Here is a 26,579-nt window from a genome sequence, read left to right as displayed (position 1 = left end):
GATGGCCGTTTCTGACGGCTTTTAAAACCGAGTGAACGATGCGCGGATGCTTGTAGGAATCCGCGCAGTGCGTTTGTGGTGACGTTTTCAAGCGCAATAAATATATTAATGTCGACCTGACTGACGTCAGATAGGGCTGGGTATGACTGACGAAAATACAAAACCTCGAGACTCGAGTGCCGATTTGGAGGACATGGTTGCCTCCAGTGACTCGGGAGCCCGTAAACCAGCTGGTATGCCCGGTAAGCTATTGGTGAGTATTGCGGCGACATGGTCGCTGTTTCAATTATGGATTGCCTCTCCGGTGCCTTTCATTTTGGGTTTCGGGGTGTTTAGTGCCACGGAGTCCCGCTCCATTCACTTGGCATTTGCGCTTTTTCTAGCCTATATGGCCTATCCCGCTTTTAAGCGTTCGCCCCGCGATCGAATTCCCATCCAGGATTGGGTGCTTGCCACGTTGGCGGCGTTCTGCGGCGCTTACATGTTTATCTTTTACGAAGGGCTGTCTCAGCGCCCTGGTGCGCCGATATTGCAGGACGTGATCGTTGGGGTGGTAGGGATACTGCTGTTGCTCGAGGCGACCCGTCGGGCGTTGGGCCCGCCGCTGATGATTGTGGCGTCGGTTTTTCTTATTTATAGCCTTGCTGGCCCTTGGATGCCCGGTATTCTATCCCATGGCGGGGTCAGCCTTTTTGGGCTTATTAATCACCAGTGGTTGACGACCCAAGGGGTTTTCGGCATTGCGCTGGGAGTCTCGACCAGTTTCGTGTTCCTGTTCGTGTTGTTCGGCGCTTTGCTCGACAAGGCCGGAGCGGGCAACTATTTCATTAAGGTGGCGTTCTCGTTGCTTGGCCATTACAAGGGCGGGCCGGCGAAAGCTGCCGTCGTGGCGTCTGCCATGACCGGTCTGATCTCTGGCTCATCGATTGCCAACGTGGTCACCACGGGCACCTTTACTATTCCGATGATGAAACGTGTTGGCTTTTCTGCTGAGAAAGCAGGGGCTGTCGAGGTGGCATCTTCGGTCAATGGTCAGATCATGCCGCCTGTTATGGGCGCGGCCGCGTTCCTGATGGTTGAATATGTGGGTATTTCCTATGTCGATGTCATCAAGCATGCCTTCTTGCCTGCCTTGATTTCTTATATCGCACTGGTCTATATCGTTCACCTGGAGGCCTTGAAAGCGAACATGGAGGGCCTTGCAAGCAGCAACCCGCCTAAGCCCCTGGTGCGCAAGGTGATGGGCTTTCTCGGTGGGCTTCTGTTGATGATGGTGACGGCTATGGTCGTCTATTACGGCCTTGGCTGGCTCAAACCGGTTCTTGGTGAAGCCACTCCCTGGGTGGTCTCGGTTGGGTTGGCGGCGATTTATGTCGCCCTGCTTAAACTGGCAGCCGGTTACCCTGAACTCGAGTTGGATGATCCCAATCAGCCAATCTATTCGCTGCCGCAAACCAGGCCCACCGTGTTGGTGGGTTTGCAGTACATCCTACCGGTGGTTGTGCTGGTCTGGTGTTTGATGGTGGAGCGCCTGTCGCCGGGTTTGTCGGCTTTCTGGGCTACGGTGTTCATGGTCTTTATCATTTTGACCCAGCGTCCTATTACCTCCATTTTTCGCGGTCGCAGCAAAATGGGCGCTGACTTGCGCGAAGGCGTCCTGGATTTGTGGGTTGGATTGGTTACAGGTGCCCGCAACATGATTGGCATCGGTATTGCCACGGCCACGGCGGGTATCATCGTTGGGGCTGTGTCGCAGACCGGAGTGGGGTTGGTGCTGGCGGAAGTAGTGGAAATTCTCGCGATGGGGAACCTGCTGCTAATCTTGCTGCTTACGGCGGTGCTTAGTTTGATTTTGGGCATGGGTTTGCCCACGACGGCTAACTACATTGTGGTCTCGGCGCTGTTGGCGCCGGTCATTGTTCAGTTGGGCGCAGAGAACGGGCTGCTGGTGCCGTTGATTGCGGTGCATCTGTTCGTGTTCTACTTCGGCATCATGGCTGACGTTACGCCACCGGTGGGGCTTGCGTCCTTCGCGGCGGCGGCGGTTTCCGGCGGCGATCCAATCCGGACCGGTTTCCAGGCATTTTACTACAGCCTTCGCACGGCGGCGCTTCCGTTCCTGTTCATCTTTAATACGGATCTGTTGCTGATCGATGTAACTTTCTTGCAGGGGATTTTGATTTTTGTGGTGTCGACAATCGCCATGCTGATATTCGCGGCGGCGACTCAGGGTTACATGATCACCCGCAGCCGCTGGTATGAATCCGCCGTGTTGTTGCTGATTGCGTTCACGCTGTTCCGGCCCGGGTTCTGGATGGACATGATTCACGATCCTTATGAGTCCATGCCACCTGCACAATTCGTGGAGGCCATGGGCAGTGCCGATGAAGACTCTGCATTGCGCATACAGATTGCAGGTCTTGATGCGTTCGGCGATCCTATGACCACCTACATGACCGTGCCAGTGCCAGATGGCGATAGCGGGCAGGAGCGGCTCGATAATCTGGGCCTGGAGCTGTTGATCAAAGGTAACAAGGCAATTGTCGATATGGTGGCCTATGGCAGCCAGGCGTCTGATCTTGGATTCGACTTTGACCAGGAAATTATCGAGGTACTGGCGCCTGTTGACCGCTGGACTAAGGAGCTGATGTGGATTCCCGCCTTCCTGGTCTTCGGGCTGGTCGTCATGTTGCAGCGCCGGCGTCGTGATAATACGGCGACTACCGCCACTGCTTGAAGGAGATTGCCATGTACAGCAAAATCATGTTGCCACTGGACCTGAACGAGGATGCATCTTGGTCGAAGGCGTTTCCCACCGCCTTGACGCTATGCAGAAGTTTTGACGCATCGTTGCATTTGGTCACGGTTCTGCCGGACTACAATATGCCGATAGTGGGGTCTTATTTTCCCAAGGACTTCGCCAAGAAAGCCCATGAGGCGATAGCCAAGGCTCAACACGCCTTTATCAAGGCGAACGTGCCAGCGGATGTAAGGGCGCAAAGCGTTATTGTTGATGGCTCACCGTGGGAGGCGATCATCAAGGTGGCCAAGCAACTCGATATCGATTTAATCGTTATGGCGTCCCATAGCAAGCGTAAGTTCGCCGATTATGTGTTGGGTCCCAATGCCGAGCATGTGGTGCATCATGCCAAAATGTCGGTAATGATCGTGCGCTAAGCCTAAGCCTAAGCCTAAGCTCAGGCTTAGGCGTTTACGGCATGCGACGACTGTTTTCCTGCACCCCTTCCGCACGAACAGCGGGTCTTTCCAGACCGGAGTAAAACCGCTCGATGAAAAGCCACGAGTTGCAGCTACTTTATGTGTTCGATGCGATCATGACCGAGCGTTCGGTCACTCGCGCGGCTGAAAGCCTGGCAATGACGCAACCAGCGGTATCCAACGCGATTTCGCGAATGAGGCAGGTTTGGAAAGACCCGCTGTTCGTGCGAAAGGGGCGAAAAATTGAACCGACATCCTATGCGTTCAGCCTTTGGGAACGTATTCGGGGCCCAATCTATGACCTGTCAACCGCCGTAAGATCCACTAAATTTGACCCCGCGCAGGCGAGTCGGACTTTCCGGATTGCGGTTACGGATCTCACCGTAGAGATGATCTGGCGCCAACTGGCTCAAAAACTCGAGCGAGTGGCTCCAGGCATCGACCTTCACGCTGTGCCCTACACACCGGAAGGGACCTACAATGACTTACGCGAAGCCAGTGTGGATCTCGCGATTGGGCCGATCAGCCATCATGACAACAGCCTTAGAAGTATCTTTTTGTTTCAGGGGGGTTATCAGGTTGCCATGCGGGCCGATCATCCACTCGCAAATAAATTGTTATCTATGGAAGACTTCATTGATGCGCGGCATTTATTGGTGACTATGTCCGGCGAAGCTCACGGGATTGTCGATAGCTATCTAGACCTGGAAGGGCTTAACCGGCGCATTGCGGTGACGGTGAATGAGTTTGTGGGAGTGCCCAGGTTGTTGCGCCACACCGACCTTATTTGTGCAGTCCCGGATGTTATTCTTCAAAGTAGCGACTTCACAGAGAATCTATGGGTCACGTGCTTGCCGTTTGACTTGGATCCCAGCAGCCTCTATTTGTTTTGGCATACCAGGCACGACCGCGATCCCGGCGTTGTCTGGTTGCGAGAGTTGATCGAGAGCTCGCTGAAAGAACGTTATTCAAGCATCATGGATACGACAGGCTAAGCCGGCATTTATGATGATATTGACAGTGCAGAATTAAGCCCAGCAGGTCGGGAAAATATGTTTTACCGCTGAGTAGCGGGTAAAAAATACATTCCGACCTTCGAGTGCTTGAACGCAGTGGCTATGCTGTCCAGGTTTTGGGTGTGAATTAGCTAAATGTGTGGTTGGCGGTAATAATCTCGCCGCGAATTACGTCGTGACCGCTGTATGGAGCGGGTGCCGCTGGCTGTTGGATCTTCTGCTCATCGGATTTTCGGTCTGCCAGGCTGGCAATAATCTCGCCGCGAATTACGTCGTGACCGCTGTATGGAGCGGGTGCCGCTGGCTGCTCGATCTTCTGCTCATCGGATTTTCGGTCTGCCAAGCTGGCAATAATCTCGCCACGAATTACGTCGTGACCGCTGTATGGAGCGGGTGCCGCTGGCTGTTCGATCTTCTGCTCGTCTGATTTTCGGTCTGCCAGGCTGGCAGAAGCTGGAAGGGCGAAAGCGGCCAAGGCGGCTACGATTAGGGTTGTGGTTGCGGTAATGTTTCGCATGGTTGGTTTCCTTAGGATTTTTGATTAGTTTGTCAGGGACTGGAAATCACGTGGGTGCTTTCTAATCCGATGAAGGCATTATCAGGATGGGGAGCCAGGTTGAATAATTGTTGCCTGATATTCCTGGTATCACTGTGAGTGATGAGTTCAGTGATAGGCTATAGCGTCGTCGATTAGCCTCAGCCCCAATCGGTTGGTTTACCGCCTGATCGCCAAGTGTGTAAATGCTGTCTCTCTTTGTCGTAATATGCAGGCTTTCCTGCGTAACGCTTTTTCATTAAATCTGTCCCGGTTTTCGTATTGGAGGCGTGTGCGCCGATAGGTCTCAAAGCCCGGTTCGCCGCGGCCCATAGAGCGTCAGAAAATCTTACACTTTCATCAAATGTTGATGTGTGTGCTTTAGTTACTTATCTGATTTAGCGATTGTTTCAGGACATGGCGCAATATCTGCGTAATTTTAATTGCTAAAGCCGGGCTTTAGAATCGGTTTAACTAAAGGGGTACAGATCGATGAAAAAGATACTATTAGCTGCAGGAATTACATCTCTTTTGACAGCATCTCCAGCCTTTGCAGGCATAGTGCTATCAGGTACCATTTTCGATAAAACAAGTTCAGAGCCTGATTTTCAGGATACTATCAGTGGGTTGACCACGGGGATGGTGGAGTCTTCACTCGGTGTTGATGGCAACCCAGTTTACGTCACTGGCAGTGGTGGTGGTGTTACCAGTAGTACTACTTTTAATAATTGGTGGACTGACACAGGTGCCGGTTCGACAGCTTTTAATCTCCCGCTGGATGAAACATCGCCCGGATCTGGTCAATTTTCATACGCCAGCAACGCTTTTTTTCCCATCGATAATCAACTTGGTGGTAATGAAGGCAATAGCCATAACTACCACTTCACTATGAAGTTGGGCGGCACTACGTCGTTTGAGTCTGGTGACGTCTTCAGCTTTACTGGCGACGACGATCTTTGGGTATTCATCAATGGCATGCTGATCATGGACCTCGGGGGCGTTCATGCCCCGGTAACGTCCTCGATTACCGGCGCTGATCTTATTCATATGGGCCTATTGGAAAATACCGAATACGATTTGGATATCTTTTTTGCAGAGCGCCACTTAACCCAGTCAAACTTCAATATCACCACGTCTTTCCGAGTGGGCCCCCAGGTTGATGTTCCTGAGCCTGGATCACTTGCCCTGTTCGGTTTGGGGCTGGCTGGTTTGATTGCTTCTCGCAGTCGTCGCAAGTCCTGATTGACCTGAAAAAGTCTGGCTGAAAACAGAAGTAGCGTTTTCTAGCCAGGCAAAATTTGTTCGCAAAACGTTATGATGCCTTCAATTATTTCAACCGCGATCCTAAACGCTAGTGTTTTGACGTGTTCCTGCTCATACATCAGCACAACCAGTTTTTGTTTGGCTGGTGCCACGAAGCCTATTGATTCCGCAAGTCTAACCACCTCATCATTGATCCAATCGGTTTTTGTTTTTGGCATTCCAGGGACAATCGCCATGTCGGTATTGTTTGGTTGCGGCAAATTTATGCATAGATATTTCCCTAAAAATTATTGATTTGTATGTCAGGGGCCTGGAATCACGTGAGTGTTCCTAAATCCGAGGTGAGCATTATCAATATGTAGTGCTATGTTGCATCATTGTTGCTTGGTATTTCTGGTACCACTAAGAGTGATGAATAAATCAATATATTGGTAAGGACTGCAGTATGCGTGTGCTCATTGCCCCTGACTCGTTCAAAGAGTGTCTGACGGCGAAAGCCGTTGCTGACGCGATCGCCGTAGGTTGGTTGCGTGGTGCTCCGGCTGACCAGGTGATTAAAATCCCCCTGGCAGATGGCGGCGAAGGCACGACGGCCACTCTTGTGGGGGCTATGCACGGCACGTTGCACCAGGCACGGGTAAGTGGCCCCTCTGGCATCCCGGTCAACGCCAGTTACGGGCTGATAGATGATGGGGAAACTGCCATCGTTGAGGTTGCGGAGGCAAGCGGCCTGCACTGCGTGGCCGAACCTGACCGTAATGCGATGACAGCGTCCAGTTATGGCACTGGCCAGCTCATCATGGCTGCGTTGAAACACCGGCCAAAGACTCTTATCGTTTGCTTGGGTGGCAGTGCCACCACCGATGGTGGCGCGGGTTTGCTGCAAGCTATGGGCGCACAATTACTGGACAGTAAAGGCCAATCCATACCTCCTGGTGGTGAGGGTTTAAAATATATCAGCCACTTTGATATTGCCGACGTAAAAGCAAAACTGGCAGGCATAGACGTTGTGGTCGCATGCGATGTGACGAACCCCTTACTTGGCAACTTGGGCGCGGCAGCCGTGTTTGGGCCACAAAAAGGCGCTTCGGCAGACGACGTCAAAGTACTCGACGCCAATCTTACTCACTTTGCCCAGTGTGTGAAGTTAAGTGGTTACGACATAAGCAGCTTTGCAGGAAGTGGTGCGGCGGGCGGAATTGGGGGAACGGTCGCCGGGATTCTTGGAGGGGTTTTAAGGCCCGGTATCGAGTTAGTGATGGCTGCCGTGGGTATGGACGCACAGATGAAGGCAGCCGACTTGGTGATTACGGCTGAAGGGGCGATTGACGGCCAGAGTGCCTCTGGTAAAACGCCGACAGGCGTCGCCAAACTGGCACAACGCTATCAGGTACCTGTAATAGGCCTCGCCGGCATGTTGGGGAGTGAAAATATGACGGCCATTCATGAGGCGGGCATTACGTCGGTTTTCTCGATTGCCCCGGGGCCGATCAGTAAAAGCGACGCCATCGCACATGCAGCGCACTATCTTGAAAGCACCAGCGAGCAATTGGCTCGGCTTGTTTCAAGGCTGAAATAAAAAACGAGATATGCGTAGATCGCGGTAATACTTGTCATGTAGTGGCTTAATGAGTCGTATCCCCATCCCCATCCTTTAACAAGGAGTTGTTGCGACTGCGCCGATGTGAGCTGCTTGATAGCAGTAATGCGTTTGCCGGGGCCATGGGACGCGATAGCAGGAGGCCCTATAACGAACGGTTGCCGTTATTTCGACTTTTGTGCCGTTCACAAACCCCCGCGGAGGCTTTTCCTTTCGCTCAGGCTGGCCTCAAAATAATTCTGTTCGTATTCTGAGGGTTAAGGGTAAAAAATTCATAATTCAGAAGACTGGATCGGCATCTTGATTTTATTTTTGGACGGTTTTGACTGAGTTTCCATTGGTTTTTTTCGTAATTCCCTATCAAAGACATATATAAAAGTTAAATAACCTCTTTAATCATGCTTTTTAGTGATTTTCACTCACAAATCTAAGGTAAGCTGCGAGTGATTAGTTTAAGTCTATGTAAGTTTCGTAACTTATGACGTAACAAAAAAGAACCAGAGAAACAAACTATGATGCGTAAATTAGCAACGTCACTCGTACTTTCCTGCATTGCGTTCACCTCCGTGAATGCTACAGCCGATCAGCTTGACACCGTGATTCAGCGAGGCACATTGAACTGTGGTGTGGTCCTCGATTTCCCACCAATGGGTTATTTTGACGAGAACAATCAGCCCGCAGGTTTTGACGTAGGTTATTGTAACGATCTGGCTGCCGCCCTCGGCGTGGAGTCAAATATATTAAATCTTACCTGGGGTGATCGAATCCCATCCTTGATTTCCGGAAAAACCGATGTGGTTATCGGCTCCACTTCCGACACTCTGGAACGTGCAAAATCCGTTGGATTCACCTACCCGTACTTTGTTTTCAAATTCCAGGTAATTGCCTCGAAAGACAAGAATATCCAGTCGTTTGACGATCTTGAGAATCTGAAGGTTGGTGCTGCACTGGGTACTACTTACGAAACTGAATACCTTGCCTATGCTGAGAAAAAAGGCTGGGGAACAGATAATTACACAGCGTTCAAGTCTGAAAACGATGCCTACCTGGGCTTGTACCAAGGCAAAGTGGATGCGGTTATCTCAACCAACACCAATATTGCCACCAAGCTGCAAAGCGAAGAGTTCAAAGATTTTGCTGCGGGGCCTTTCGTACCCAACTATGACGACGTCGTAGGCCTGATTGCGAAAAGAAGCGAAGGCGCCTGGATTAGCTACCTGAACCTATTCTTGGTGCATCAGATTCGCGGTGGCAACATGAATACGCACTACAACACGTACTTCGGTTCAGATGCGCCTGCTGATCTGATTCAGTCCTTGAGGGATAACAAGTAATAACGATATCGGTGGCCGCCAGTCAGGCGGCTGCCAATATTACTTGTTGATAGGCCAAACGCATATGTCTACGCGTAACGGCTTCGAATTCTGATGGGTGTTTTAATAAAGCCCTCATCAGGTCCCTTCTTAACCACAGAAAGTGGCCAAGGTATGGATTATGAATTTCACTGGAACGTCGTGTTCCAGAATATGCCTGAGTTGCTGAATGGGGCCTTTGTAACCTTGCACGTATCTGTGCTCGCAATGCTTCTGGGCATTGTGATAGCGATATTGTTGGCGATTGCAAAGATGAACAACAGCAAACCCTATTGTTATATTGCGACCACTTGGGTCGAGATCGCCCGAAACACTCCCGCACTTTTCCAAATCTATATGGCTTATTTTGGGCTGGGAGCTTTAGGCATTCATTTAAGCCCTTATGTTGCCGTGTTGAGCGCACTGATTTTTATCAATGCAGGTTATTTGACCGAGACTTTCCGCGGAGGATTTCAGTCTATACCCAGCACACAGTACAGCGCTTCTAAATCTTTAGGCATGACCAGTATCCAAGTGTATCGATACATTATCCTGCCGCAAATGCTTCGACGAATCTATCACCCGATGACTAACCAGTTCGTTTGGTCTATCTTAATGAGTTCCTTGGGTATTTTGGTGGGAATGGGGGAGCTTTCAGGAACAACCCAAAGACTCCAGTCGTTGTCATTCCGGACGCTTGAGTTCTTTATGGTGGCAGCAGTTATGTACTTCATCATCACTAAGCTGGTGCTGTTCAGTTCGTCGCTTCTTTCCCGCAAACTGTTCAAAGGGGAAATCTGATGAATTCTTTGTTTACGCCTGTGTCTTGGAGCGATACCGGTTTTATTCTTACCGGCGTTATGAATACGGTGACCATATCGATAGTAGCGATAGTGCTGGGAACCCTGCTGGGTTTGGCCGTCGGTTTTTTGCGCGCTGAAAGCAGCAAGGTGGTCAACATACTGCTTGGTGGTGTGCTGGATATACTCAGAAGTGTGCCGCTGATCATTCAGCTGATTCTTTTTTCGACCTTTATTGGCGTAATGGGATATCCACTCGATCCGTTTGTGGCTGGTTCCATTATTCTGTCGCTTTACACCATGGCGTTCATGAGCGAAGTTTTCCGTAGTGGCTTCGAAAGCGTGCATCAATCCATGCGGACTTCAGCCCGCTCATTGGGTATGTCATACGCGCAAACCATTTTCTATATTCGTTTACCCATCGGTTTGCGCGCTGTCTTTCCCTCTTGGTTGGGTGTTGCCTTAAGTGTCATCAAAGACTCGGCTCTGGTCTCTGTTATTGGTTATATGGAGTTGCTGCGTACGTCTGACCAGCTCATCTCCCGTAGCCAGCAACCACTAGAGATTTTGATTGGTGTTGGTATCTTTTACTTTATTATTTCATACCCCTTATCGTCATATGGCCGGTATGTTGAAAGGAAAATGGCAATATGATTAGTATCCAGAATGTCCATAAATCCTTTGGCGATCTAGAGGTTCTGAAAGGCGTTAGCTTGGATGTTCAAAAAGGCGAAGTGCTTAGCATTATCGGCGGCTCCGGAAGCGGTAAGTCGACTCTGCTGTATTGCATCAATGCCATTGAGGGCATTCACAAAGGTAAAATCTTTGTCGATGACGTTGATGTTCATAGCAAAGCGACCAATAAAGACAAGCTGCGCCAGAAACTGGGCATGGTATTTCAGCAATGGAATTCCTTTCCGCACATGACCGTGCTGGAAAATGCCGCTCTGGCGCCTAGGATCGTCAAAAAAATGAGCAAGGCAGAAGCGATTGAAGTTGCTAAAAAAGAGCTCGTGCACGTTGGCCTGGGTGACAAGTTTGACGTTTACCCTACCAAAATGTCTGGTGGCCAACAGCAGCGGCTTGCTATTGCCCGCGCCCTTGCCATGAAGCCGGATTACATGCTTTTTGATGAGGTTACATCCGCTCTTGACCCGGAATTGGTGGGTGAGGTTTTGGATACACTGCGCCTGTTGGCGGATGAGGGAATGACCATGATCTGTGTGACACATGAAATGGGTTTCGCGCGCGATGTGTCTGATCGCGTGGCTTACTTTCACGAAGGTGTTATTGCCGAGCTTGGTGAAGCTAAACAGGTTATTACCGATCCGCAAAACCCGCTAACTCAGAAATTCCTGTCAAAAGTACGCTGATAAGACATTGCTGATGTGAATTTGTAAGGGGTCGAGTGAAAACTCGACCCCTTTTTTAATGATCTTGTTACCGCATTGCATCAAGCACTTTTCGATAGGGCGGGCTGTAATGGCGCGAGGCGGCTCAGTACAAATGCAGGGTATTGATTCTCCCGACTAACGGGATGGTGGTGCGTTTAGGGGGTTTTGTCTGGCTTCGGCTTGTGAGGTGGCGTAACGCTTTCAGGGCTGTCTTCATAACCGCTCTTGAGAGTGTGGGTTTGCGAGTCATAGTTGTCCCGAAGTTCGTCTTTTACCGTGCCGCTCCAGAGTGGTGTTCCAATAAAGTAACCGGCACGCCCGATAACATGAGCGGCGATTGGCGAGGTAATCAGGATGAACACGACGATGGCGAGTGCCCTTGCTAATACGACGCCGTCGGCAAAGAAAAACGCCACTCCAGCCATTGTAAACATGGCCCCCATGGCACCCGCTTTAGTGGACGCATGCATACGTGTGGGCAAGTCCGGAAGGCGAACGATGCCAACGGCAGCCAGCAACATGAAGCTGGCGCCCGCCAGTAGCATTATGGATACGATGATATCTGTCATTCTTGCGTCCCCCGTTCCAGAAACCGCGCAAAGCCGATGGCTGCAAGAAACGCGGTCAGGGCGATAACAATCGCGACGTCCAGCAGGCTTGAAATGCCGGTGTCAATCGCATGAACCCCGACAAAGCCGACCACAATCGATGCAATCAGTTCCAAAGCCACCACTCTGTCTGGAAGAGACGGGCCTCGCGTCAGGCGAATGAACGCAAGCAAGAGCGCCAGGGAAAGCAGAAAATAAACAATATTGATGACAAGCGGAATCACGTTTTGGCTCCTCAGCGCAAGATCTTCAGGATTTTGTGCTCAAGTTCCCTGAGGTCTTGCCGCAACTGTGTTTCATCCTGCAGAAACATGGCGTGTATAAAAAGCACCTTTCTGTCGTCGGATACGTCCAGGCTCAGAGTGCCTGGCGTCAGTGAAATCACACTGCTCAGGAACATAATCTCGACATCTGTTCGGGCCTCGAGGCGAAACGCAATAACGCCGGGCTTCATATACCAGACCGGTGTGGCAACGTCGTAGGCGACGCGGTAATTCGCTTTTACCAGTTCCTTTGTAAAGAACACCAAAAATGCGACGACCCTCGGGATGCGCCTGGAATAGCCTTTAAGTACCGGCACCTGTCTTTGCAAGACCATGAGCGCCAGATAGCCGAAGAAGAAGCCTGCCACGAAATTCATGCCGCTGAAGTCGCCGCTCAGTGCTGCCCATGCCAGCGCCAGCATGATGTTCCAGAAAAAACCGATCATTGCTGTGCCCCCAGAACCGCTTCGATATAAAGCTGTGGATTCAACAGTTGATGCGCGGCCATTTCTGCCAGCTCATAGATCGGCTGACCGTTAAGGCCAATAAACACGGTGCACGCGGCAAGGCCGATGACTGGAACGAAGTAGGCCCAGTTGTGTTTTTCTTTCACCTCGCCCCGCAAACGGCGCAAATCGGTCACGTGTTCCGGTGTTTTCTTCCAAAACACTTCCGCCCAGATTTTGAGCATGGAATAGAGAGTCAGCAAACCGACCAGCAATGCAATACCGGTGACAACATAGGCCTCTGCTTCGAGGCCAGCGCGGATAACCACGAATTTTGCAAAGAAACCGGACAGCGGCGGAATGCCCGCAAGTGATAGGGCGGGGATAAGAAAAAGCAGCGCCAAAAGAGGACGTTCTTTGTAAATACCTCCGAGGTCTTTCAGGTCGTAACTGCCAAGCAACCGGTAAGTGATACCACTGATAAGGAACAGATTCGTCTTAACAATGATGTGGTGCATGATGTAAAACACCCCGCCAATAATGGCCAACGGCGTGAATAGCGCCAGGCCCAGAAGCATGTAGCCAATCTGGCTGACAATATGGAACGATAGGATTCTGCGGAACTCGAATTGCGCGGCAGCCCCAAGTACGCCGGTCAGCATAGTCAGTGCGGCAGCCCACAAAAGAATTGTATGGGTGTAGTCAACGTCTTGGGTAAAAATCAGCGTAAAAACACGGTAAAGGGCGTAGACACCTACCTTGGTTAGCAGGCCAGCGAACAGCGCCGAAACAGCGACTTGGGGGGTGTGATAAGAAGCCGGTAGCCAGAAAAATAGCGGAAAAGCCGCCGCCTTTATACCGAAAGACACCATGAACATCATCGATATGACGGTGATCATACCGGGGTCTTCAATGGTGGCCACTTTTTGTGCAATGTCGGCCATATTGAGTGTGCCGACCGTGCCGTAAAGCAAACCCACCGCAGACAGGAAAATGGCCGACGAAAACAAGTTTAGGGTGACGTATTTTATCGCGCCCTCCATTTGTGCCCGTTCACCACCCAAGGTTAGTAGGGCGAAGGAGGCGAGCAGCATCACCTCGAACCAAACAAAAAGGTTGAAAATATCGCCGGTTAGAAAAGAGCCGGCAACCCCTGCCAGCAGCAGATGCATCAGTGGGTAGTAGCCAAACTTTTCGTGACCTTTGGGCGTGGAGGCCAGCGAATAGATGGCAATGGATAGCCCTATGATGCCGGTCAGAACGATCATGATGGCACTGAGCATATCAGAGACAAACACAATGCTGAACGGCGCTGGCCAGCTTCCCATTTCCATAACCAGAAACCCCTGGTCTATGGTGGAGCGCAGCAACCATACGCTTGCGGCAAGAAGCAAAGCAGTCGCCAGCACGGCAACAATGCGCTGATAGCGAACCGACCGCCACAGTGCTATCGACACTGCGCCGGCAGTCAGCGGTATCAGAATCGGTAGGGCAAGTTCCAAGTTCAAGTGTCCGTATCCTTCATCTGGTCAAGGTCATCGGTTCCCACGACTTCATAGGCGCGGCGTATCAGAACCACTGCAAAGGCCAGAACACCAAAGGCAATAACAATTGCTGTGAGGATCAACGCTTGGGGTAGCGGGTCGGCTATGGCACTCAGTGGTGCACTGGTCCCTTCCGGAAGCAGCGGTGGCGCTCCGCGGGTCATGCCTGAGACCACAAAAATAAGGAGATTGGCAGCGTTGCTTAGTAAGATCAGACCGATAACCAGTTTGACGATGGAGCGACGCAGCATCATGTAAATCGCTGCAGCGAACAGGATGCCCACGACATAAGCCATCAAGCTTTCCATACTGGCTCTCCTTGTGAATTCAACGGAGGTGAGTGGTTACGACAATCCTGAATCATTCCTCCGACTCCATCAGGTTAATCACAAACGTCATGATGGTTCCGAGCACGGCCGCGTAAACGCCGATATCGAAGATCAGCACGGTCGACAGCTTGAGATAGGTATCGCCAGGCAAAGGCAGTTCCCACCAATGGGCCGTTAACATGGGTTGACCGGCCAAAAAAGCGGGAATCGTTGATGCAAGGGCGAAGAGCAGGCCCGCTGACAGCAAATCCCGGGGGTCGACCCGAAGAATACGCCGTGTGGCTGTTGAACCGAATGCGAAGGCGTAAAGCACGAACGCACTTGCGGCGACAAGCCCGCCGATAAAACCGCCGCCGGGTTCGTCATGGCCGCGGAGCAACAGAAATAACGAGAACATCAACTGCAGCGGCATAATGAAGAGTGCCGCCGTGTGCAGAATCAGCGTATTGGTTTTCATGGTTTGTGCTGATCCTCCGCCTTCAGTTTAATCATTGAGAGCACACCCAGTGCCGCAAGAGACAGAACAAAGATTTCGCCCAGAGTGTCCAGCGCCCGGAAGTCCACCAGAATGACGTTGACGATGTTGCGACCGTAGGCAAGCGTTGCGCTGTTCTCAATGTAATAGCTTGAGATGCTTTCGAAGTACTGCACGTCCAGCGCTGCAAGAATAACCAGGGTCATAACCATGCCAGCGAAAATCGCAACGGCAAGATCGCGGTAACGCTCAAACGGGGACGACAGGTTGCCAAATTCAGGCAGTTTGAACAGCACCAGCACCAGTAGAATCACTGTCAACGTCTCTACCAGCAGCTGGGTTATACCCAGATCCGGTGCGCTGAACAGAATGAACGTGAGTGCAACACCAAAACCAAGCACGCCCATGGATGCAACAGAACCCAGGCGTGAATGGGTCGTGCTGGAGAAAGTCGCGGCCGCCACCAACAACAGAGCAATCCCCCACTCATAAAAGTGACTGTCGGCAAGGTCAAGTGTCAGATTGATTCCGTGCTGAGTCAGCAGCGTATAGCCGGTTAAACCAAAGGTCACGGCAACCAGAATTAGCAGATACAGCCCAAGCACACCGTTCTGGAGTACCCGGGTTTGCCAGGCGGCGATGATGGTGATGCCTTCCATAAATTTGAAATACCCGGCCTCCGGGCCAAATCGTGCGGCTGACGTATTGATCGCATGAAGACGGGACTGAAGCCGATTCCAGCTGGCCAACAGGCCCCATCCCAGAAGCAGGCTAATGACCGACAGCATCAGCGGCTTGTTGACGCCATGCCAGAGCGCCAAATTAGTTTCAACGGCGGCTCCATTTACGCTTGCGACCGCTGCCTGCAGTAATGCAGCTTCGGGAAGGAAAGGTACCAGGCCAAACGTTAGGGCAGTCACCGATAGCACCGCCGGGCCAATCAGCATGCCAAAGGGCGCTTCATGGGGTGTTTTTGGTGTGTTGCCGCTTTTCCCAAAGAACGGTTTGACCGCAACCAATCCGGCCACGCCTACAAGCAGCATTGCCGCCAAGACCGCTGCGATGGTTAGCCCGACTGACCAGATTGGCGATTCAAGAAGAGACTCAAACAGCAATTCCTTGGCTATAAAGCCGAACAGCGGTGGCAATCCTGCCTGGGAAAGAGCGGCGAGGCAGGCAATTACCGCCGTAACCGGCATGGCTTTTCGCAGCCCACCCATAACGGTGATGTCCTTGGTGCCGGTCTGGTGATCCAGTGCCCCTGCGATCATGAACAGGGCGCCCTTATACAGGGAATGCGCTACTAAAAAACAGATAAAAGCGGTCAGGGCCAGTTCGGTGCCCACGCCGATTAGCATGGTCAGGGTGCCCAGAGCCATTATGGTGGAATAGGCCAATACCTTCTTAATACCGGTGTTACTGAAAGCCAGATAGGCTCCGGTCAGCATAGTCGCGGCGCCGAAAAGCACGAGCGTCTGGCTCCAGAGTTCACCTTCTCCAAGAGAGGGGTTCAATCGGGCCATCAGGTAGATACCGGCCTTAACCATGGTAGCGGAATGTAGAAACGCGGAAACCGGCGTGGGCGCGGCCATGGCGTTGGGAAGCCAGAAATGAAAGGGCACTTGGGCTGATTTGGTAAACGTGCCTGCCAGGATGCAAATAACCGCTGCGGTGTAAAACGCGTGCTCGTGCAGCGCCATGTTTGACGACAAGATTTCAGACAACGAATAGCTGCCGCTCATGATGGCTAGCAGAATCAGGCCCGCCATCAGTGCCAGGCCACCGGCAACCGTTACGAAAAGACCTTGTAGGGCAGACTTTCGGGTTTCAATGTCTTCGTGATTAAAACCAATCAACAGGTAGGACGTAATGCTGGTCAATTCCCAGAACACGAAGAGCGTTACAAGATTGTCTGAAAGCACCAGACCGAACATCGACGCCATAAAAGACAGCATCAACACAAAGAACCGGGCCAGATATTTGTGTCCGGCGAGATAAGAGCCAGAATAAATAAGGATAAACGTGCCGATGCTGCTGATCAGCAATGCAAAAACCAGGGAGAGCCCATCTACCAGGAAATTCAGCGTGATATCCAGGCCGGGTAGCCAGGCATATTCGATAAGCAGTGAACCATCGGTTTGGACGGCTGGAATCAGGCTGGCGAAGTAGACCGTAAGGCTAGCGGGCAGCAGGGCTAGCGCCCAACCAATGTATTTCCCGGTCATCCGGTGTAGCGCCGGAACGGCTATTGCAAGTAAAAACCCTGATAATACAGCCAGTAGCATAGGTTGATCGCGCTCCAGTCAGGTCCTTTGAAATAATTAGGTTACTGCCGGTGAGGAACCAACCTATAAATGTTAACTATCGCTTCTTTCTCAACAACTTGGGAGATTATCCGACAACTTGATTAAAGGCAAGAAAGCGCGTGAGCGTGCGCTTCTATCATCGATTTTGTTTAGGTTTACGTGTCAGACCCCTACGTCTTTGACGTTCTCCATCACCACAAAGGTGCTGGTTTGTAAAACGTGGGGCAAGGCTGAAATTTGTTCACCGAGAACTTGCCGGTATTCAGCCATGTTGCGGGTGCGGACTTTGAGCAGATAATCAAAGTTACCGGCAATCATGTGGCACTGCTCAACGGCAGAGATCTGGATGACAGCCTCGTTGAACGCGATGAGAGCGTGGCTGTTGGTGTCGCTCAGTTTTACCTCAGTAAACGCGATGTGGCTTTGTTGCAATTTGGTGTGATTAACCAGCGCTGTATAACCGGTTATGTACCCTTGTTCTTCGAGCCGCCGCATACGCACCTGACAGGGTGTCTTGGACAGTCCAACCCGGGACGCCAACTCGGTGACGGTGACTCGAGCGTTCTTCTGCAATTCGCGAATGATTGAGTGATCAATCCGGTCCAGTTCCACGATCATTATCTCCTGCTGGGTACGCACCGGTCTGTTTGAACTTTTCCGTTTTTCATACGTAAAATTAATATGAGCTCGAAATTCAGTTATCTAGGTTTTGGTTCTGCATCCATCAACGCCCGCAAAACACCGATACTACGGCCACGCTTAAAGTTTGAAAGCGTGCTGTAATCAGGGTAAATAGTGGTGTTCACGTGTTCAGATCAGGCAGTTTAGCCTATCGAGCAGCGCTGCTTCAGAGTTTTTGCCATTTTTTACCTCCAAAAAAAGACAAATTGGCCTGTAAATTCCTTTTTTACAGTGAAAATTTTTTTGCTGTTCTCGGTAGAATGCGGGAACGGTGAGCAATACAAACAATGAAGACGAGGGTACAACCATGAGACAGCAGCAATCAGAGACTCCCGCAGTTGTCGACAGCCGACAGGCGATTCGTGATTACAATCTTGCGTTCGAGCATGTCGTGGTCCACGAGATGATTGCTGGCGCTCAATTATCCCCGTCCGAGAGCAAGGCCATCTCTGCTAGAGCGGCCGATCTGGTTCGCGGCGTTCGGAAGAACGCCAAGCCCACCATCATGGAAAAATTCCTGGCCGAGTACGGGCTGACCACGAAAGAGGGTATTGCTCTCATGTGCCTGGCTGAGGCCATGCTGCGTGTGCCGGACGCTACGACTATTAATGATCTGATCGAAGACAAGATCACGTCCGGGTGCTGGGGTGACCATGTGGGCAGAGCCTCTTCCTCTTTGATAAACACGGCGACCATCGCCCTGCTGATGACCAGCAATCTGCTCAAGGATTCCGAGCGCAAAAACGTGGGCGAAACCCTCCGCAAGCTTCTGAAGCGCTTAGGTGAGCCGGTGATTCGCACGGTGGCAGGCCAAGCCATGAAGGAAATGGGGCGGCAATTCGTTCTGGGGCGCGATATCAAAGAAGCCCAGAGTGCCGGTGAAGGCTACATGAAAAAGGGCTACACCTATTCTTATGACATGCTGGGAGAAGCTGCCCGCACGGATCACGATGCCCAGCGTTACTACAATGCCTATTCTGACGGGATTGACAGCATCGCCAAGCATTGCAGTGGTGACGTTCGCAAGAATCCGGGCATTTCGGTCAAGCTCTCTGCACTGCTTGCACGGTATGAGTACGGCAATAAAGAGCGGGTTATGAAGGAGCTTGTGCCCAGGGCTATGCGACTGGTCAAAAAAGCGGCCGCCGCTAATATGGGTTTCAATATTGATGCGGAAGAGCAGGACCGGCTGGAACTTTCAATGGACGTCATTGAGGCTCTGCTGAGTGACCCTGAACTTGCAGGCTGGAATGGCTTCGGCGTCGTTGTGCAGGCTTACGGTAAGCGCGCGCCTTTCATGCTGGACTGGTTGTACGGAATTGCCAAAAAATACGATCGTCGGATCATGGTGCGCTTGGTTAAAGGTGCCTACTGGGACGCTGAAATAAAGCGTGCCCAAGTCATGGGCCTGGACGGATTTCCTGTGTTTACCCGCAAGGCCTGCAGTGATGTGTCGTTCCTGTCTTGTTCTACCAAATTGCTGAACATGACGGATCGCATTTACCCTCAGTTCGCGACCCACAACGCGCACTCCGTGTCGGCAATTCTTGAGCTGGCCAGAGTTCGTGGTGAAGCTAACTTCGAGTTTCAGCGCCTGCATGGCATGGGTGAATCGCTGCACAGTCAGGTCATGGGAGATAGTGGCGTACCCTGTCGGATCTATGCGCCAGTAGGACCTCATCATGAACTGCTGGCGTATCTGGTTCGTCGTCTGCTGGAGAACGGTGCCAACAGCTCCTTTGTAAATCAAATTGTGGATGAAGACATTTCGCCTGAAATGATCGCAAAAGATCCGATCGATCTGGTCAAGGAAATGGGTGACGACATCTCCAGTAAGGCGATTGTGCGTCCTGCCAGGCTTTTTGGTGAGAATCGTCGCAACTCCAAAGGCTGGGACTTGACTGATTCAGTCACTATCGAAGCTATCGATAAGGGCCGCGATGCTTACAGAGAGCATCATTGGAACGGCGGGCCGCTGATTGCGGGTAAGGTATCGGGCACCGAAGTACAGGTAGTTCGCAACCCGGCCAATCCGGAAGATTTGGTGGGTCATGTTACCCAGGCTAGCGAAGCCGATATCGAAACCGCAATTTCTGCCGCGCAGAAAGCTTTTAAGTCCTGGTCTGCCACGCCCGCAGAAGAACGTGCCGCCTGCCTGCGTCGAGTCGCGGATCTTTATGAAGAGAACACCCTCGAGCTTTTTGCACTGGCCACCCGCGAGGCGGGTAAATCGTTGTCGGATGCAGTCGCTGAAATTCGCGAAGCGGTGGATTTTGCCCACTATTATGCCAACGAAGGCGTTCGCTATGAAAACAGCGGTGAAGCCATAGGCCCGGTGGTGTGTATCTCACCCTGGAATTTCCCTCTGGCTATTTTCACCGGTCAGATTCTGGCTAACCTGGTGGTGGGTAACGTCGTTCTGGCCAAGCCGGCCGAGCAAACGTCGCTGCTGGCAGCTCGAGCAGTAGAGCTAATGCACGAGGCAGGCATTCCTAAAGATGCGATTCAACTGGTGCCGGGCACCGGCGCTACGGTAGGTGCAGGCTTGACTTCGGATTCTCGTATAGCCGGCGTCTGTTTTACCGGTTCTACCAATACCGCCAAGATCATCGACAAGGCCATGGCCGAAAACATGGCACCGGATGCCGTCTTGGTGGCAGAGACTGGCGGCCTGAACGCCATGATTGTCGATTCCACCGCATTGCCGGAACAGGTCGTTCGTGATGTGCTGGCTTCTTCCTTCCAGAGTGCTGGCCAGCGTTGCTCTGCACTGCGGATGTTGTATGTGCAGAAAGACATTGCAGATAGTCTGCTGAAAATGTTGTTCGGCGCTATGGAAGAGCTGGGCATTGGTGATCCGTGGCTATTGTCTACAGATGTAGGCCCGGTCATTGATGAACCGTCTGCGAAGAAAATCATCGATCACTGCAAGAAGTTCGAGAACAAGAACCAGTTGCTGAAGAAACTGTCAGTGCCGCACAAAGGCAACTTTGTGTCTCCTGCGGTGATCAAAGTGAACGGTATTGCGGATCTGGAAGAAGAAATCTTCGGCCCGGTTCTACATGTGGCTACTTTTGACGCGAAAGATATCGACAAGGTAGTGGACGACATTAATGCAAAGGGCTACGGCCTGACCTTTGGTGTTCACAGCCGGGTAGACAGCCGAATTGATCGTATCTCCCGTCGCATCAAGGTCGGTAACATCTACGTCAACCGGAATCAGATCGGTGCGGTCGTGGGTTCTCAGCCGTTCGGTGGCGAAGGTTTGTCGGGGACGGGTCCGAAAGCCGGTGGCCCGCAGTATGTGCGTCGATTTATGAAAGGTGAAACGGTTCAGCGGCCGGCAGAATCGGGCGGCAAGAAAGTGGATGCAAGAGCGCTGGAGAGTCTGATCGGCAAGCTTGGCAGAATGAACACCCAAGCGCCAAAAGCGCGGGTTGAGGTCATGCAGTCGGTTTTTGACAGTGTTCCAGAGCCACTTGACGCCCACGAAGAGGTCATGCCTGGGCCAACCGGTGAAAGCAATATCCTGACCAATCACGCCCGTGGCACGGTGCTGTGTCTTGGCCCGGATAAAGAAACAGCGATCGAACAGATGGTTATGGCTTTGGCACAAGGCAACAAAGTCGTGGTGGTTGCACCGGGTGTCAGTGATACCGTAGATCGCGCTGCCAAAGCGGGTTTGCCGGTGGTTGGTGTGGAAGGCCAGCTGGAGCCAGATGCTCTTGAAACCGTTAAGGGCTTCGAGGCCGTGACCAGCTGTGGCGAGCACTCAGCGCTAAAACCGTACCGCCAGGCGCTGAGAAAGCGCGATGGTGCGCTGCTGCCACTGATAACCGAGCATAAACTTGATCAGCGGTACGTGATTGAGCGCCACCTGTGTATTGACACAACGGCTGCTGGCGGAAATGCCAGCCTGATCGCTGCGTCAGAGTAAGCAATCTCGTCATAAGGCTCGGGTGACCCTTGAAAGGGGCCCGCGCCCGGCAATGCAAAGACCTAGACCGGCTCCGCTGCGATCTCCCGCAAGGCTGTGACCAGCGTTTCCGGTTCCTGGGCACCAGAAATCATATATTTGCCATTAACGATATACGCAGGCACGGCAGAGACCCCAGCTTGCTGGTATTTAGCCTCGTCTTGTCTTACCTCATCGGCATACTGGTTTGATGTAAGAACCTCTTGGGCTTCAGAACCGTTCAAGCCAATCTGCTCCACGCATTGAACAAGAATGTCCGCCTGGGCGATGTTTTCGGCGCGGCCGAAATAGGCTTCGAAAAATGCTTGTTTCATCGCCGTCTGCTTGTTGTGCTGCCCAGCCCACTTCACCAATCGATGAGCATCAAAAGTATTGCGGGTATAGCGTTCCTGCAGTTTTTCGAAATTCAGGCCGAGGCTGTGGGCGACGTCTATCATCTGGGCCTGATTTGCCCTCATTTCGTCTTCACTGCGCCCATATTTTCGGCTCAGCGCCGGGAGTATGGGTTCGCCGTCGCCGGATGGGTCCGGGTTGAGCTCGAAAGCGTGCCATTCGATGGCAAAATCCATCTCGTTTTTCAGTTGCTCCATGGCATTTTCCAGCCGTGCATAGCCAATTGCACACCACGGGCAGGCGATGTCTGACACAATATCAATCGTTACGTGTTTCATGGAAAGTTCCTCCAGTTTCTGTTCAGATTTGATTCTGACCCAAAACAGCGTGAAGATAAAATTGTGGCCCGACAATCATTGATTCGAAAATTGCTCCGCCGCCTTATCGGTTTCCTTGCCGGCTGTGTGCTGTTTGTGTTGTTGGTGATACTGTTGTTCCGATTCGTGAATCCGCCGACTTCTGCGTTTGTGTTGGCTTATCTGGTGACAGATACAAACCCTGAACTGCAGCAAAAGTGGGTGGCGCTATCGGTTATTTCCCCGTGGATGCCGCTGGCGGTGGTTGCCAGCGAAGATCAGCGATTCCCTGAACATCATGGGGTCGATTTTGCCGTTATCCGCCAAGCCGTTTCAGAACACAAGAGGGGGCAGGGCCTGCGTGGCGCCAGCACGATCACTCAGCAAACCGCTAAAAACCTGTTCCTCTGGAATGGTCGCAGCTTTGTTCGCAAAGCTCTGGAGGCCGGCTTGGCCATTGCCATTGATGCACTTTGGCCGAAGCGCAGAATTCTTGAGGTTTACCTGAATATTGCGGAATTTGGCCGCGGGGTTTACGGCGTGGAAGCGGCCAGCAGGCAGTATTTCGGTATTCCAGCCAGTCAGTTGTCGCCAGCGCAGGCTGCAAGGCTTGCGGCGGTTCTTCCGAACCCGAAAGTACTCAGTGCCGCACAACCTTCAACCTATGTATGGGGTCGGATTGCGTGGATCCGGGGCCAAATGGAACAGTTGTCCGGGCTGCAATACCTGCGCGGGCTAGACGATTAACCAGTACCAGAGCTTCCCTAAAGAGGGCCCTAGGTTTTTACGGGAGCACCAAGCCAGCCTCTTGATTTATCGCTTCTCTGTGAAGCAACACTCTACCATCCCGAACAGACGCTAAAACCGGATGCTGTCCCAACAAAACCTCGTAAGGCGTCTGCCCCTGAAGTACAACGCACCGTGCTGGTAGCCCTGTGGCAATGCCATACTCTTTCAAGTTCATGGCGGCTGCACCGTTGTCGGTGATCAGTTCCAGGCAGCGATCTATCCGGCTCATACCCAGCATGTGACAGGCGTGCAATCCCACATCAAGAGTGCGCAGAAGGTTGCCATTGCCCATGGGGTACCAGGGGTCGCGGATGGAGTCCTGGCCGAAGGCGACTTTCAAACCGGCGTCCAGTAGTTCGGGTACGCGGGTGATGCCGCGGCGCTTTGGATAGCTGTCGAACCGGCCCTGCAGGTGCAGGTTTTCTGTCGGCATGCAGAGGAACCGAAGGCCGGATTTTTTCAGCAACCGAAACAGCCGGCTGCAGTAAGCGTCGTTGTAGGAGCCCATGGCACAAGTGTGGCTGGCGGCAACCCGGGAGCCGTAATCCAGCCGCAGGGCTTCAGCGGCGAGCACTTCCAGAAACCGAGACTCGGGATCATCGATTTCGTCACAGTGAACGTCGACCAGCAGGTCGTGTTTGTGGGCGAGCTCCATCAGCCAGCGAACGGATTCGGTGCCGTAATCCCGCGTGAACTCGAAGTGAGGAATGCCCCCAACCACATCGGCACCAAGGCGAATGGCTTCTTCCATCAGTTCGCGGCCGTTCGGGAAAGACCAGATACCTTCCTGGGGAAAGGCCACAATTTGTAGGTCGACAAAACCGGCCACCAGCTCGCGCACTTCCAGCATGGCTTTGAGTGCGGTCAGGCCAGGGTCGGTTACGTCGACATGGGTACGGACATACTGGATGCCGTGGGCCGCGAACATTTTTAACGTTTGGGTGGCCCGGTTAATGACATCCTGACGGCTCAGGGTAGCCTTGCGTTCCGCCCAGCACTCAATGCCTTCGAACAGGGTGCCGCTCTGGTTCCAACGAGGTTCGCCTGCGGTCATCGAAGCGTCCAGATGGATGTGAGGTTCCACGAAGGCGGGGGTGACCAGATTGCCGACAGCATCCAGTTCGCTTTCTGTACCGGCTACCAGCTCGGGTTGGACGATGATTTCGGCGAAACGGCCATTGGCGATGGTGAGCCGGTGCAGGCCCTCCCGGCCTTGTAAGCGGGCGTTTACGATGGCACTTAATGTTTTTGTCATGGTGTCTCCGGGTGATCGCTCGGTGCGGTTATGGCTGTAACAGCAAATGAGCCATTAACCGTGTTTTGAAATGGTCTGTGGAGTCAGTTTCCCCAGGCAGATTGTGGCTCAGTTGGTTCATTCGATTGCGCACGGTGTTTCTATGGCAGCCAAGTGTTTGCGCCATGGCACGCTGGTTACCCCGGCACGCAATCCAGGCGTCTAGCAGGTCTGCGGAACCGGCCAGGGTATCGGCATCGAACGTATGCCCAGCAGCCTGTTCGGACCAGACGATGGCCCTGCCAACGGTTTCGCTAACCGCCACCATAGGCAAGGAATAGGGCTGTTCAAACAGCGGGATGGCCAGGTCGTCGGCCAGTTTGCACAGAGTGTTCGGTAGGTGGCCGATATACGCATCGCCGGTGAGTACCACCAAGCCTGATATAGCGCACTCTTTACCCTCGTACAGGCATTCCGCCAGGTTTTCGGGACTGCGATGCCGGCTGATACCGGTGACAAACACCAGCTCGCCGCCTTTTACCCAGCTTTTGAACGAGCGGTTTTCCGCCACGTAAGGCCAGCGCACCGGGTTTTTTGCCGCCGCGCTCCCGCCCCGGAGCCGAATGGCGCCCAGGCCGGGAAGTTTGGGGATTTCGTCGCATCGCAGTGGCACTTACGCGGCACCCATAAGTTGGGCCCGGCGCTCGCGCACGCCCTGGCTGACCACCAGAATCACGCTGTAACTCAGAGCGGCCACAAGAACACCCACAACGGGCGCGATCCAGGGCGACGTGTATGCCGCAGCTGAGCCAATGGCATAGGCAGCAAGGCCAGTTACGTGAAAGGCGGGCAGCGTCACCTCACCCAAAGCCGGGTACTGGCGCTTATAGCCAACAAAATAGCTGGCCATGATCACCCCGCCAATGGGTGGAATAAACGTACCTAGCAATATCAGGAAGGGAATCAGCCATTCATACATGCCCATGACGGCCAGCACGGTGCCAATGGCAGCACCGGCAATCGTTACCAGTTTGCGCCTACGGGTACGTATCAGGTTGCAGCCTGCAATGGCAAAGTTATAGACGGTGTTGTCTTGCGTAGTCCAGAGGTTCAGAAACAGCATCAGGATACCGAGCGTTGCCAGACCTTGAGTCACCATGATGTCGACAATATCAGCTTGCTGATACACCAGGGCTCCAAAGGCGCCGATCAGGGTCATCAGACCGTTGCCAAGGAAGAAGGCCAGCAGCGTAGCAAATACGGCGGTCTTTCCGGATTTAGCGAAGCGGGTCCAGTTAGTTGCCTGGGTGCCACCGCTGACAAAAGTTCCGAACACCAGAGTGATGGCAGCGGCGACGGTCATGTTGTCGGTTGGGGTAATGGTCAGCAAGCCTGAAAAGCCACCGGCATCGGAGGTGGCGATGGTCATACTGACGGCGACCAGAATGATCATCGCGGGCACGGCAATGCGTGACAGCCACTCCAGGCCACGGTAGCCAATAAAAGCGGTTATGCAGAATCCGAAACCGAACACGACCATCAACGGTGTCGTCAGGCTTTCTGGCAGGCCTGTCAATTTTACCAGAAGGATGGCCATGGTCGCAGTGCCCCAGGCGTACCAGCCAATTTGAGTGAAGCCGAGGATAATGTCCGAAAGCTTACTGCCTATTTCACCAAAGGTGAAACGGCTCATCAGTGCAGTATTCAAACCGGTTTCCGCGGCAATGTAGCCCAGCACGGCTGCGTAGGTTCCGAGCAGCAGATTACCTGCGGCCAGAATTAGCAGCATGGTTGAGAAGTCAAACGCGACGCCCACACTGCCACCGGCCCACATGGTCGCGGTGAAAAAGGTGAAACCAAGAAGAACCAGCCCCATGGACCAGACGCTTTTGCGTTGATCCATGGGCACTGGGCTTAAAGGATAGTCCTGCTCTTTTGGGGTTGCCTGCGTGGTCATGGCGATCTCTCCGTATTGTGAGTAAACACGTTGATTGTTGGCAACCTTCGTGCCAGAGCTGGTTTAGGCAGGTATAGGCGCCGGAAATCTGTGGAGGCGTTGT

General features: G+C 52.6%; 25 protein-coding genes. 11 read left to right on the top strand and 14 right to left on the bottom strand.

From position 1 onward, the window contains the following. Positions 1-142: 142 nt before the first annotated feature. The 3 genes from ABA45_RS13830 to ABA45_RS13820 all read left to right on the top strand — a co-directional run bounded on the left by ABA45_RS13830 (position 143) and on the right by ABA45_RS13820 (position 4,214). Positions 143-2,737, top strand: a complete 2,595-nt coding sequence (locus tag ABA45_RS13830; RefSeq protein WP_048387029.1) for a TRAP transporter permease — start codon at positions 143-145, stop codon at positions 2,735-2,737. Positions 2,738-2,748: 11 nt separating this feature from the next. Beyond that, positions 2,749-3,177: a universal stress protein gene (locus ABA45_RS13825; protein ID WP_048387027.1), complete on the top strand. Its 429-nt coding sequence runs from the start codon at positions 2,749-2,751 to the stop codon at positions 3,175-3,177. Between the two features lie 113 nt (positions 3,178-3,290). Continuing rightward, the gene (locus ABA45_RS13820) at positions 3,291-4,214 is read left to right on the top strand and encodes a LysR family transcriptional regulator (protein ID WP_048387025.1); all 924 of its coding nucleotides are present in this window, start codon (positions 3,291-3,293) and stop codon (positions 4,212-4,214) included. 148 nt (positions 4,215-4,362) lie between these two features. On the opposite strand, the gene ABA45_RS18325 is transcribed toward ABA45_RS13820, so the two are convergent. Beyond that, positions 4,363-4,752, bottom strand: coding sequence for a hypothetical protein (locus ABA45_RS18325; RefSeq protein WP_053076190.1), 390 nt, complete (start codon positions 4,750-4,752; stop codon positions 4,363-4,365). 510 nt (positions 4,753-5,262) lie between these two features. Here ABA45_RS18325 and ABA45_RS19450 point away from each other — a divergent pair. After that, positions 5,263-6,012: a fibro-slime domain-containing protein gene (locus tag ABA45_RS19450; RefSeq protein WP_048387023.1), complete on the top strand. Its 750-nt coding sequence runs from the start codon at positions 5,263-5,265 to the stop codon at positions 6,010-6,012. 41 nt (positions 6,013-6,053) lie between these two features. On the opposite strand, the gene ABA45_RS13805 is transcribed toward ABA45_RS19450, so the two are convergent. Continuing rightward, positions 6,054-6,269, bottom strand: coding sequence for a hypothetical protein (locus ABA45_RS13805; protein ID WP_157035554.1), 216 nt, complete (start codon positions 6,267-6,269; stop codon positions 6,054-6,056). 209 nt (positions 6,270-6,478) lie between these two features. On the opposite strand from ABA45_RS13805, the gene ABA45_RS13800 reads away from it, so the two are divergent. The 5 genes from ABA45_RS13800 to ABA45_RS13780 all read left to right on the top strand — a co-directional run bounded on the left by ABA45_RS13800 (position 6,479) and on the right by ABA45_RS13780 (position 11,158). Then, positions 6,479-7,612, top strand: a complete 1,134-nt coding sequence (locus tag ABA45_RS13800; RefSeq protein ID WP_048387015.1) for a glycerate kinase family protein — start codon at positions 6,479-6,481, stop codon at positions 7,610-7,612. 533 nt (positions 7,613-8,145) lie between these two features. Beyond that, positions 8,146-8,967 (top strand): transporter substrate-binding domain-containing protein, encoded by an 822-nt coding sequence (locus ABA45_RS13795; RefSeq protein ID WP_048387014.1) that lies wholly within the window; start codon positions 8,146-8,148, stop codon positions 8,965-8,967. A 153-nt stretch (positions 8,968-9,120) separates the two neighbouring features. After that, entirely contained in the window at positions 9,121-9,786 is a 666-nt protein-coding gene (locus ABA45_RS13790; protein WP_014872196.1) for an amino acid ABC transporter permease, read from the top strand. Continuing rightward, on the top strand, positions 9,786-10,439 hold the full coding sequence (locus ABA45_RS13785; protein ID WP_048387013.1) for an amino acid ABC transporter permease: 654 nt from the start codon (positions 9,786-9,788) through the stop codon (positions 10,437-10,439). Before ABA45_RS13790 ends, ABA45_RS13785 begins: the two co-directional genes overlap by 1 nt. Further along, complete coding sequence (locus tag ABA45_RS13780; protein ID WP_048387012.1) at positions 10,436-11,158, top strand: amino acid ABC transporter ATP-binding protein; 723 nt, start codon at positions 10,436-10,438, stop codon at positions 11,156-11,158. Before ABA45_RS13785 ends, ABA45_RS13780 begins: the two co-directional genes overlap by 4 nt. A gap of 176 nt (positions 11,159-11,334) precedes the next feature. Here the strand turns inward: ABA45_RS13780 and mnhG are convergent, their stop codons facing one another. The 8 genes from mnhG to ABA45_RS13740 form a co-directional block, all read right to left on the bottom strand. Next, positions 11,335-11,748 carry a monovalent cation/H(+) antiporter subunit G gene (gene mnhG, locus ABA45_RS13775; RefSeq protein WP_014872193.1) on the bottom strand — a complete coding sequence of 138 codons (414 nt, stop codon included), beginning with the start codon at positions 11,746-11,748 and terminating at the stop codon, positions 11,335-11,337. Continuing rightward, a complete protein-coding gene (locus ABA45_RS13770; protein ID WP_048387010.1) occupies positions 11,745-12,011 on the bottom strand; it encodes a monovalent cation/H+ antiporter complex subunit F in 267 nt (88 codons plus the stop codon). Before ABA45_RS13770 ends, mnhG begins: the two co-directional genes overlap by 4 nt. 11 nt (positions 12,012-12,022) lie before the next feature. Next, positions 12,023-12,496 (bottom strand): Na+/H+ antiporter subunit E, encoded by a 474-nt coding sequence (locus tag ABA45_RS13765; RefSeq protein WP_041635303.1) that lies wholly within the window; start codon positions 12,494-12,496, stop codon positions 12,023-12,025. Beyond that, positions 12,493-14,004 carry a Na+/H+ antiporter subunit D gene (locus ABA45_RS13760; RefSeq protein ID WP_048387007.1) on the bottom strand — a complete coding sequence of 504 codons (1,512 nt, stop codon included), beginning with the start codon at positions 14,002-14,004 and terminating at the stop codon, positions 12,493-12,495. The genes ABA45_RS13765 and ABA45_RS13760 overlap by 4 nt, the downstream gene beginning before the upstream one ends. After that, positions 14,001-14,348: a Na+/H+ antiporter subunit C gene (locus ABA45_RS13755; RefSeq protein ID WP_048387004.1), complete on the bottom strand. Its 348-nt coding sequence runs from the start codon at positions 14,346-14,348 to the stop codon at positions 14,001-14,003. The genes ABA45_RS13760 and ABA45_RS13755 overlap by 4 nt, the downstream gene beginning before the upstream one ends. Before the next feature lie 52 nt (positions 14,349-14,400). Further along, positions 14,401-14,826: a Na+/H+ antiporter subunit B gene (locus ABA45_RS13750; protein ID WP_048387002.1), complete on the bottom strand. Its 426-nt coding sequence runs from the start codon at positions 14,824-14,826 to the stop codon at positions 14,401-14,403. Next, entirely contained in the window at positions 14,823-17,129 is a 2,307-nt protein-coding gene (locus ABA45_RS13745; protein ID WP_048387000.1) for a putative monovalent cation/H+ antiporter subunit A, read from the bottom strand. The genes ABA45_RS13750 and ABA45_RS13745 overlap by 4 nt, the downstream gene beginning before the upstream one ends. Positions 17,130-17,312: 183 nt before the next feature. Beyond that, positions 17,313-17,768 (bottom strand): Lrp/AsnC family transcriptional regulator, encoded by a 456-nt coding sequence (locus ABA45_RS13740; RefSeq protein ID WP_014872187.1) that lies wholly within the window; start codon positions 17,766-17,768, stop codon positions 17,313-17,315. A gap of 370 nt (positions 17,769-18,138) precedes the next feature. On the opposite strand from ABA45_RS13740, the gene putA reads away from it, so the two are divergent. Continuing rightward, a complete protein-coding gene (gene putA / locus ABA45_RS13735) occupies positions 18,139-21,768 on the top strand; it encodes a bifunctional proline dehydrogenase/L-glutamate gamma-semialdehyde dehydrogenase PutA (protein WP_048386998.1) in 3,630 nt (1,209 codons plus the stop codon). A gap of 62 nt (positions 21,769-21,830) precedes the next feature. On the opposite strand, the gene ABA45_RS13730 is transcribed toward putA, so the two are convergent. Then, on the bottom strand, positions 21,831-22,478 hold the full coding sequence (locus ABA45_RS13730) for a DsbA family oxidoreductase (RefSeq protein ID WP_048386996.1): 648 nt from the start codon (positions 22,476-22,478) through the stop codon (positions 21,831-21,833). Between the two features lie 63 nt (positions 22,479-22,541). Here ABA45_RS13730 and mtgA point away from each other — a divergent pair, with 63 nt between their 5' ends. Then, the gene (mtgA, locus tag ABA45_RS13725) at positions 22,542-23,243 is read left to right on the top strand and encodes a monofunctional biosynthetic peptidoglycan transglycosylase (protein WP_048389089.1); all 702 of its coding nucleotides are present in this window, start codon (positions 22,542-22,544) and stop codon (positions 23,241-23,243) included. Between the two features lie 37 nt (positions 23,244-23,280). On the opposite strand, the gene codA is transcribed toward mtgA, so the two are convergent. The 3 genes from codA to codB are packed head-to-tail and all read right to left on the bottom strand — an operon-like array spanning position 23,281 to position 26,476. Next, positions 23,281-24,540: a cytosine deaminase gene (gene codA, locus ABA45_RS13720; RefSeq protein ID WP_048386993.1), complete on the bottom strand. Its 1,260-nt coding sequence runs from the start codon at positions 24,538-24,540 to the stop codon at positions 23,281-23,283. 28 nt (positions 24,541-24,568) lie between these two features. Then, entirely contained in the window at positions 24,569-25,192 is a 624-nt protein-coding gene (locus tag ABA45_RS13715; RefSeq protein ID WP_048386991.1) for a PucR family transcriptional regulator, read from the bottom strand. Next, complete coding sequence (codB, locus tag ABA45_RS13710) at positions 25,193-26,476, bottom strand: cytosine permease (protein WP_048386988.1); 1,284 nt, start codon at positions 26,474-26,476, stop codon at positions 25,193-25,195. Positions 26,477-26,579 lie beyond the last annotated feature (103 nt).

It is taken from the genome of Marinobacter psychrophilus (genome assembly GCF_001043175.1).
GTDB classification, from domain to species: domain Bacteria; phylum Pseudomonadota; class Gammaproteobacteria; order Pseudomonadales; family Oleiphilaceae; genus Marinobacter; species Marinobacter psychrophilus.
Note: the sequence above shows the minus strand (reverse complement) of the source record. Positions and strands in the feature narration are given on the sequence as shown.

Bases quoted from the DNA above. Each gene is read 5' to 3' on its own strand.
- ABA45_RS13745 (WP_048387000.1), bottom strand. From the start codon at position 17,129: ATGCTACTGGCTGTATTATCAGGGTTTTTACTTGCAATAGCCGTTCCG.
- ABA45_RS13780 (WP_048387012.1), top strand. From the start codon at position 10,436: ATGATTAGTATCCAGAATGTCCATAAATCCTTTGGCGATCTAGAGGTT.
- ABA45_RS13755 (WP_048387004.1), bottom strand. From the start codon at position 14,348: ATGGAAAGCTTGATGGCTTATGTCGTGGGCATCCTGTTCGCTGCAGCG.
- ABA45_RS13750 (WP_048387002.1), bottom strand. From the start codon at position 14,826: ATGAAAACCAATACGCTGATTCTGCACACGGCGGCACTCTTCATTATG.
- putA (WP_048386998.1), top strand. From the start codon at position 18,139: ATGAGACAGCAGCAATCAGAGACTCCCGCAGTTGTCGACAGCCGACAG.
- ABA45_RS13785 (WP_048387013.1), top strand. From the start codon at position 9,786: ATGAATTCTTTGTTTACGCCTGTGTCTTGGAGCGATACCGGTTTTATT.
- ABA45_RS13805 (WP_157035554.1), bottom strand. From the start codon at position 6,269: ATGGCGATTGTCCCTGGAATGCCAAAAACAAAAACCGATTGGATCAAT.
- ABA45_RS19450 (WP_048387023.1), top strand. From the start codon at position 5,263: ATGAAAAAGATACTATTAGCTGCAGGAATTACATCTCTTTTGACAGCA.
- ABA45_RS13740 (WP_014872187.1), bottom strand. From the start codon at position 17,768: ATGATCGTGGAACTGGACCGGATTGATCACTCAATCATTCGCGAATTG.
- ABA45_RS18325 (WP_053076190.1), bottom strand. From the start codon at position 4,752: ATGCGAAACATTACCGCAACCACAACCCTAATCGTAGCCGCCTTGGCC.
- ABA45_RS13800 (WP_048387015.1), top strand. From the start codon at position 6,479: ATGCGTGTGCTCATTGCCCCTGACTCGTTCAAAGAGTGTCTGACGGCG.
- codA (WP_048386993.1), bottom strand. From the start codon at position 24,540: ATGACAAAAACATTAAGTGCCATCGTAAACGCCCGCTTACAAGGCCGG.
- ABA45_RS13820 (WP_048387025.1), top strand. From the start codon at position 3,291: ATGAAAAGCCACGAGTTGCAGCTACTTTATGTGTTCGATGCGATCATG.
- ABA45_RS13830 (WP_048387029.1), top strand. From the start codon at position 143: ATGACTGACGAAAATACAAAACCTCGAGACTCGAGTGCCGATTTGGAG.
- ABA45_RS13795 (WP_048387014.1), top strand. From the start codon at position 8,146: ATGATGCGTAAATTAGCAACGTCACTCGTACTTTCCTGCATTGCGTTC.
- ABA45_RS13825 (WP_048387027.1), top strand. From the start codon at position 2,749: ATGTACAGCAAAATCATGTTGCCACTGGACCTGAACGAGGATGCATCT.
- mnhG (WP_014872193.1), bottom strand. From the start codon at position 11,748: ATGACAGATATCATCGTATCCATAATGCTACTGGCGGGCGCCAGCTTC.
- codB (WP_048386988.1), bottom strand. From the start codon at position 26,476: ATGACCACGCAGGCAACCCCAAAAGAGCAGGACTATCCTTTAAGCCCA.
- ABA45_RS13730 (WP_048386996.1), bottom strand. From the start codon at position 22,478: ATGAAACACGTAACGATTGATATTGTGTCAGACATCGCCTGCCCGTGG.
- ABA45_RS13790 (WP_014872196.1), top strand. From the start codon at position 9,121: ATGGATTATGAATTTCACTGGAACGTCGTGTTCCAGAATATGCCTGAG.
- ABA45_RS13765 (WP_041635303.1), bottom strand. From the start codon at position 12,496: ATGATCGGTTTTTTCTGGAACATCATGCTGGCGCTGGCATGGGCAGCA.